Source organism: Mycobacterium paraffinicum (genome assembly GCF_025822865.1).
Taxonomy (GTDB): Bacteria; Actinomycetota; Actinomycetes; order Mycobacteriales; family Mycobacteriaceae; genus Mycobacterium; species Mycobacterium paraffinicum.
Genome location: NZ_JACKUR010000021.1, coordinates 441,081 through 448,099, shown reverse-complemented (window position 1 = coordinate 448,099; position 7,019 = coordinate 441,081). Strand labels below are relative to the sequence as shown.

6 protein-coding genes are annotated in these 7,019 nt (G+C 67.4%); 3 read left to right on the top strand and 3 right to left on the bottom strand.

Going from position 1 to position 7,019, the window contains the following annotated elements; all coding sequences use genetic code 11:
- Positions 1-14: 14 nt before the first annotated feature.
- Positions 15-1,022 carry a class I SAM-dependent methyltransferase gene (locus H7J89_RS10770; RefSeq protein WP_264043266.1) on the bottom strand — a complete coding sequence of 336 codons (1,008 nt, stop codon included), beginning with the start codon at positions 1,020-1,022 and terminating at the stop codon, positions 15-17.
- A 45-nt stretch (positions 1,023-1,067) separates the two neighbouring features.
- Here H7J89_RS10770 and H7J89_RS10765 point away from each other — a divergent pair, with 45 nt between their 5' ends.
- The gene (locus H7J89_RS10765) at positions 1,068-1,844 is read left to right on the top strand and encodes a methyltransferase domain-containing protein (RefSeq protein ID WP_264043816.1); all 777 of its coding nucleotides are present in this window, start codon (positions 1,068-1,070) and stop codon (positions 1,842-1,844) included.
- Here H7J89_RS10765 and H7J89_RS10760 read toward each other — a convergent pair.
- On the bottom strand, positions 1,841-2,278 hold the full coding sequence (locus H7J89_RS10760) for an SRPBCC family protein (protein WP_264043264.1): 438 nt from the start codon (positions 2,276-2,278) through the stop codon (positions 1,841-1,843). The two genes, H7J89_RS10765 and H7J89_RS10760, sit on opposite strands and share 4 nt — an antisense overlap.
- A 66-nt stretch (positions 2,279-2,344) precedes the next feature.
- On the opposite strand from H7J89_RS10760, the gene H7J89_RS10755 reads away from it, so the two are divergent.
- Together H7J89_RS10755 and H7J89_RS10750 are read left to right on the top strand one after the other, a co-directional pair.
- Complete coding sequence (locus tag H7J89_RS10755) at positions 2,345-3,736, top strand: FAD-binding oxidoreductase (protein WP_264043262.1); 1,392 nt, start codon at positions 2,345-2,347, stop codon at positions 3,734-3,736.
- A gap of 5 nt (positions 3,737-3,741) precedes the next feature.
- Positions 3,742-5,052 carry a class I SAM-dependent methyltransferase gene (locus H7J89_RS10750; protein WP_372513766.1) on the top strand — a complete coding sequence of 437 codons (1,311 nt, stop codon included), beginning with the start codon at positions 3,742-3,744 and terminating at the stop codon, positions 5,050-5,052.
- A 127-nt stretch (positions 5,053-5,179) separates the two neighbouring features.
- On the opposite strand, the gene H7J89_RS10745 is transcribed toward H7J89_RS10750, so the two are convergent.
- Positions 5,180-6,994: a DNA polymerase III subunits gamma/tau gene (locus H7J89_RS10745; protein WP_264043257.1), complete on the bottom strand. Its 1,815-nt coding sequence runs from the start codon at positions 6,992-6,994 to the stop codon at positions 5,180-5,182.
- Positions 6,995-7,019 lie beyond the last annotated feature (25 nt).

The following is a 7,019-nucleotide window of genomic DNA, read 5'->3' as shown; positions in this document are numbered from 1 at the left end:
CGCGTCCCCGCCCGTCAGCGAATTCCCTTGACTTCCAGGGGCTTTCGCGCCGACGCGATCACATAATCCGAGAAGCCGGTCGATCGTTCCCACAGCGATACACCGCGACAGTGCGCGCGATCGTCTTCCGTCACTTCCACAACCACTTCATTCATCTTTTTCTTCGCCTGAATGCGCTGCCGGGTGTACTTGGCCATGCCCGGGTACACGTCTTCCCGGATCGATTCCACCCGGATATCCCCGAATCCCGCGGCAGCCAGCCGGCCCGAGTATTCCTCGCGGTCGTAGTAATTGGCTTTCGGAATGTGTCCGTACTTTCGGCCGAACGCGGTCGTCAGGCCTGATTTCTTGCCAGGTTTGGGAAGCATATCGGTGAGCGCAATGGTTCCTCCGGGCTTGAGGACCCGAAACGCTTCGCGGATGAATTGGTCGCGTGTGTCGAAGTGGAATGCGCATTCCAGGGCCAAGACTTTTTCGAACGACACGTCGGGAAAGTCCATTGCAGTCGCGGAGCCGCGCCGGATATCGATTTGTTCCCCCAGCCCGCGCTTGGCGACGCGGTCTCGGCCCATGTCGACGTGGACCGGGGTGATGTCGATGCCCGTGATGTGTGAAACCTTGAAGCGCTCGAGAAGAACAAAGTCCTGCTCCCCGAAACCGATGCCGACGTCGAGGACTCTGTCGCCTGGTTTCAACCCGGCCCGCGTTCCCAAGAGTTCGACCATCGCGACGCAGGCGTCCGGATAGGTGCGGGCGGCTTTCCAGTAACCGAGGTTGAGCCACAGCGGCTTGGAGTTATCGACGTAACCCTCATTCATGAAATCGATGACGTCGTCGCCGATCATCGTGTAATAAGCAGCGGCGTCTTTTTGTCGCATCAGGCCACAGGCCTGGGAAACTGTCCGGAACGCCCGGTGGATCGCAGAGGAATTTCCGCGCATTGTCTTCCCTTCGGGAAACCGGCAATTCATGGTAGCGCGGGCCTCGGCACGGCAACCCGGATCTAGCACTTCTGTGGCCACGGATTGCGCGTAAAACTCGGTCGATCGGTGCGGCCATGGTCCATGATGATCTACGTGGACAACAGCGCCCACGACATCGCGAACATGCCGCGGGGCGGGCCGAACGCCTCCTGGCTGGACCGTCGGTTGCAGACCGACCGATTGGAATACCTCGACCGCGACGATGTCGACGATCTGAAGCAAAAGGTCGTCCACGCGCTCGACCGCGCGGGGCGGCGACGGTTCTTGGGCGCTCATGAGAAGTTGGCCAGGATCGTTCTTGCTGAGCTGGCCGATGTGCCCTCTCCGAAAATCCTCGAGCTGGGGGCCGGCCTCGGCGGGCTGTCGAGCAAGCTGCTCGAGATGCACCCCGCCGCACACGTGACGGTCACCGACGTCGACCCCACGTTCGTGGCCGCCGTCGCCGCCGGGGACCTCGGCACTCATCCACGGGCCACGGTGCGGGAGATGGACGCGACCGCGATCGACGCCCCGGACGGGCAGTACGACCTGGCGGTCTTCGCGATGTCGTTACATCACCTGCCGCCCGCGCGGGCCGCCCGGGTGTTCGCCGAAGGGACCCGGGTCGCGAACAAGTTGTTGATCATCGACCTCCGCCGGCCCGCGGCGGCGCTGCACTCGGTGGTGTTGGCGGCGACGTGGCCCTTTACCCGGGTGAGCCCGCTGGCACACGACGGTTTCATCAGCCAGCTACGCACCTACAGCCCGTCGGCGCTCAGCGCGCTCGCCCATTCCGCCGACCCGTCGATCACCGTCGAATTCCCCAACCAACGCTTGGGCCCGACGGTGGCGGTTGCCAGCCGCGGTTTTGGCCCGGGCTAGCTTTCCAGTTCCCGCTTCAGGTTGGCCAATACCTCGCCCTGAATCCTCTTCAACCCCAACGGCGCAAAGGTTTTCTCGAAGAAGCCCTTGACGCCGCCCGCACCGGTCCAGGTGGTCTTCACGGTGACGCTGGACCCGGGTCCGGCGGGGGCCACCGTCCAGTTGATGATCATCGACGAGTTGGCGTCCTTCTCGATGACGGAATGGCCGGCGACGTCGACGTTGACCTGCACGTCGCGGACGCGAGATTTGGTGGCCTGCAGCTTCCATTTGGCGACGGTGCCCGCGCCCTGGCCGCCCTGTAACACCTGGTAATCGCTGTACTGGGGGGACAGAATCCTCGGGCGCACCTGCTGATAGTCCGCGACGGCCGCGAGGGCGGCGGCCGGCTCGGCGTTGACCAAAATTGTGCTGGCAGCACTCACCTGTCCCAAAACAACTCCTGAAGCTATGCGGCCCACGCGCGGGTGCACGGGCTGTGGTCGAAGACTAGGGTATATGTGGTGCCTGTCCCTGGATCTGCACTCTCGGCGCACAAGTCGGGCGTTGACCGGTTGATGGCGAGTTATCGATCCATCCCCGCAACGTCCGTTGTCAGGCTCGCCAAGCCGACCTCAAACCTGTTCCGCGCCCGCACTAAACGCGACGCCCCCGGCCTGGACACGTCGGGGCTGACCGGAGTGCTGAGCGTCGATCCCGAAGCCCGCACCGCCGATGTGGCCGGCATGTGCACCTATGAGGATCTGGTGGCCGCGACGCTGCCTTACGGCCTTTCGCCACTGGTCGTCCCGCAATTGAAGACGATCACGCTCGGCGGTGCGGTCAGCGGCTTGGGCATCGAGTCGGCATCGTTTCGCAATGGCCTGCCGCATGAATCGGTGCTGGAGATGGACATCCTGACCGGCGCCGGCGAGTTGCTCACCGCGTCGCGCACCCAGCATCCCGACCTGTTCCGCGCCTTCCCCAATTCCTATGGGACGCTGGGGTATTCAACGCGGCTGCGGATCGAGCTGGAGCCAATCGCGCCGTTTGTCGCGTTGCGGCACGTCCGGTTCCGCTCGCTGCCTGCGCTGATCGCGGCGATGGAACGCATCATCGATACCGGCGGGCAGGGCGGCACGCCGGTCGACTATCTCGACGGTGTGGTGTTCAGCGCCGACGAGAGCTACCTGTGCGTGGGCCGGCGAACCACCACCCCGGGGCCGGTCAGCGACTACACCGGAAACAGCATCTACTACCAGTCGATCCGGCACGACTCCCCCGGGGTGGAAGCCACCAAAGACGACCGGCTGACGATGCACGATTACTTCTGGCGCTGGGACACCGACTGGTTCTGGTGCTCGCGCGCGTTCGGTGTGCAAAACCCCCGGCTGCGGCGCTGGTGGCCGCGCCGCTACCGGCGCAGCAGCGTCTACTCGAAGCTGGTCGCCATGGACCAGCGCTTCGGCGTCGCCGACCGGATCGAGAAACGCCATGGGCGTCCCTCGCGTGAGCGGGTGGTCCAGGATGTCGAGGTGCCGGTCGAACGGACCTGCGAGTTCCTGGAGTGGTTCCTGCAGAACGTGCCCATCACCCCCATCTGGCTGTGTCCGCTACGGCTGCGCGATCACGGGGGCTGGCCGCTGTATCCGATGCGGCCGGACCACACCTACGTCAACGTCGGCTTCTGGTCTTCCGTGCCGGCGGGGGCCACGGAAGGCGCCACCAACCGGTCGATCGAAGCGAAGGTGAGCGAGCTCGACGGGCACAAGTCGCTGTATTCCGACTCCTATTACGCCCGCGAGGAATTCGACGAATTGTACGGCGGCGAGGCCTACAACACGGTCAAGAAAACCTACGATCCCGATTCCCGGCTACTCGACCTCTACGCAAAGGCGGTGCAACGGCGATGACTTCTATTAGCGAAACCAAGGAACCCCGCGGCGCCACGGCCGGAAAACTCAGCATGGCGGAGATCCTGGAGATCTTCGCCGCGACCGGGCGCCACCCGCTGAAGTTCACCGCCTACGACGGCAGCACCGCCGGCAGCAAGGACGCGGAACTGGGCCTGGATCTTCGGACCCCGCGCGGCGCCACCTACCTGGCCACCGCTCCCGGTGAACTAGGTCTGGCCCGCGCATACGTGGCGGGCGACCTGGACCTGTACGGCGTGCACCCCGGTGACCCCTACCAGCTGCTCAAGACGCTGACCGACCGCGTCCAATTCAAGCGGCCGCCGGCGCGAGTGCTCGCCAACGTGGTGCGCTCGATGGGGCTGGAGCGGCTGGTCCCGGTCCCCCCGCCGCCGCAGGAAACGCCGCCCCGGTGGCGGCGGATCGCCGACGGGCTGATGCACACCAAGACCCGCGACGCCGAGGCCATCCACCATCACTACGACGTCTCCAACACCTTCTACGAATGGGTGCTCGGCCCGTCGATGACCTACACGTGCGCGGTCTACCCCAACGCCGACGCGACGCTGGAGGAAGCCCAGGAGAACAAGTACCGGCTGGTCTTCGAGAAGTTGCGGCTGCAGCAAGGGGATCGGTTGCTGGACGTCGGCTGCGGTTGGGGCGGCATGGTGCGGTTCGCCGCGCGACGCGGCGTCCGGGTGATCGGCGCCACCCTGTCGGGCGAGCAGGCGCAGTGGGCGCAACGGGCGATCCAGGATGAGGGTCTCGAGGACCTGGCCGAAGTCCGGCATTCGGACTACCGCGACATCCGCGAGGCCGGGTTCGACGCGGTGTCCTCGATCGGGTTGACCGAGCACATCGGCGTCAAGAACTACCCGGCCTACTTCGGGTTCCTGAAGTCGAAGCTGCGCACCGGCGGGCTGCTGCTGAACCACTGCATCACCCGCCACGACAACAAGTCGACCTCCTTCGCGGGCGGTTTCACCGACCGGTATGTCTTCCCGGACGGGGAGTTGACCGGCTCGGGCCGCATCATCACCGAGGTCCAGGACGTCGGCTTCGAGGTGCTGCACGAGGAGAACTTCCGGCATCACTACGCGATGACGCTGCGCGACTGGTGCCACAACCTGGTCGAGCACTGGGACGAAGCGGTCGACGAGGTCGGCTTGGCCACGGCCAAGGTGTGGGGCCTGTACATGGCGGCCTCGCGGGTCGCCTTCGAGCAGAACAACCTGCAACTGCACCACGTGCTGGCGGCCAACGTCGACGCACAGGGCGGCGACCACCTGCCGCTGCGGCCCTGGTGGACGCCCTAGTTCTCTGGCGCCGACCCGCCGCGCCCGAGTCCGCCGCCCTTGCGATCGCCGCTAGCTCTCTGGCGCCGACCCGCCGCGCCCGGCTCCGCCGCCCTTGCGATCGCCGCTAGCCCTCCGGCAGTCGAGCTCAGGCGTTATCGATCCGGCGGGCGCCGAGCTCGTTCTGTAGCAGCTCGAGCGCGGCCTCCTCGGGGTCGCGGCGCGGCGCCGACGACTCCGTGTGGCCGGCTTCGGCGAGCATGTGTTCCTCTTCGTCGCGCTGCGCCACGTCGGGCGGGGGCTCTGCGGCCCTGGGGGTCGGCGCGGCCGACTCGACCGGCGCCGCCGCGCCCACCTCGCAACGCACCCGCCAGTTGACGCCCAGCGCATCTTTGAGCGCTTCGGCGATGACGTCGGCGTTGCGCTGTTCGCACAGCCGCTTGGCCAGCGGCGCCGACGAATGCGTCAGCACCAGCGTGTTCTCCTCGATCGCGCGGACGGTGGCGCCCGCCAGCATCACCTCGGTGGTGCGGCTGCGCTGGCGCACCTTGTCGCGCACCGTTGGCCACATGGTCCGCACGGCGGCCGCGTTGAGTTCACCGGGCGTGGCCGGTTCGGCGATCGGCGCTGCGGCCGGTTCGGGCACGGGGGGCGACGGGACCGGTTCGGGGACCGCCTCCGGCTTGGGAACGGGCGGAGCGGACCTTGGCGGGGCGGGCTCCTTGGGCGGCGGCGGCTGCTTGCGTGGCCGCGCCGGCTGGGTTGCCGCGGGCGGGTGCGCGGCCGCCGCCTCGGCGGCGGGAATGGACATGTCCAGCCGCGTCTCGATCCGTTCGACGCGCTGCAGCAGCGCCGACTCGGTGTCGCTGGCCGAGGGCAGCAGCAGCCGTGCACAAACCACTTCGAGCAACAGGCGCGGGGCAGTCGCGCCGCGCATCTCGCCCAGCCCCGCCTGCACGGCCTCGGCGTAGCGGGTCAGGGTGGCCGACCCGAGGCGGGCGGCCTGGTCGCGCATCCGGTCGAGCACATCCTCCGGGGCGTCCACCACGCCGCGGCTGACAGCGTCGGGAACCGCCTGCAGCACGATGAGGTCGCGGAACCGCTCCAGCAGGTCGGTGGCGAAGCGCCGCGGGTCGTGGCCCGCATCGATCACCGACTCCACCGCGCCGAACAGCGCCTCGGCGTCCGACGCGGCGAGGGCGTCCACCGCGTCGTCGATCAGCGCGACGTCGGTGGCGCCCAACAGCCCGAGCGCCCGCGGATACGTGACATGGTCTTCCTCGGCGCCCGCCAGCAGCTGGTCGAGCACCGACAGCGTGTCGCGTGGTGACCCGCCGCCGGCTCGGATCACCAGCGGGAACACCGCGTCGTCGACGGCGACGCCCTCCTGCTCGCAGATCCGCCCGATCAACGCCCGCATGGTCTTCGGGGGCAGCAGCCGGAACGGGTAGTGGTGGGTGCGCGACCGGATCGTCGGCAGCACCTTCTCCGGTTCGGTGGTGGCGAAGATGAAGATGAGGTGCTCGGGCGGCTCCTCCACGATCTTGAGCAGCGCGTTGAATCCCGCGGTGGTCACCATGTGCGCCTCGTCGATGATGAACACCCGATAGCGGGACTGCGCCGGCGCGTAGAACGCGCGGTCCCGCAGCTCGCGGGTGTCGTCCACGCCGCCGTGGCTGGCGGCGTCCAGCTCCACCACGTCGATGCTGCCGGGGGCGTTCGGGGCCAGCGCCGTGCACGAGTCGCATACCCCGCACGGATTGGCCGTCGGCCCCTGGGCGCAGTTCAACGACCGCGCCAGGATCCGCGCCGACGAGGTTTTTCCGCAGCCGCGCGGCCCGGAGAACAGATAGGCGTGGTTGATCCGGCCCGCTTCCAGGGCGATCGACAGCGGTTCGGTGACGTGCTCCTGCCCCACCACCTCGGCGAAGGTTGCCGGTCGATACTTGCGGTAGAGGGCCACGGTCAGCAGGCTACCGGCGCGCGCT

Bases quoted from the DNA above. Each gene is read 5' to 3' on its own strand.
- H7J89_RS10765 (WP_264043816.1), top strand. From the start codon at position 1,068: ATGATCTACGTGGACAACAGCGCCCACGACATCGCGAACATGCCGCGG.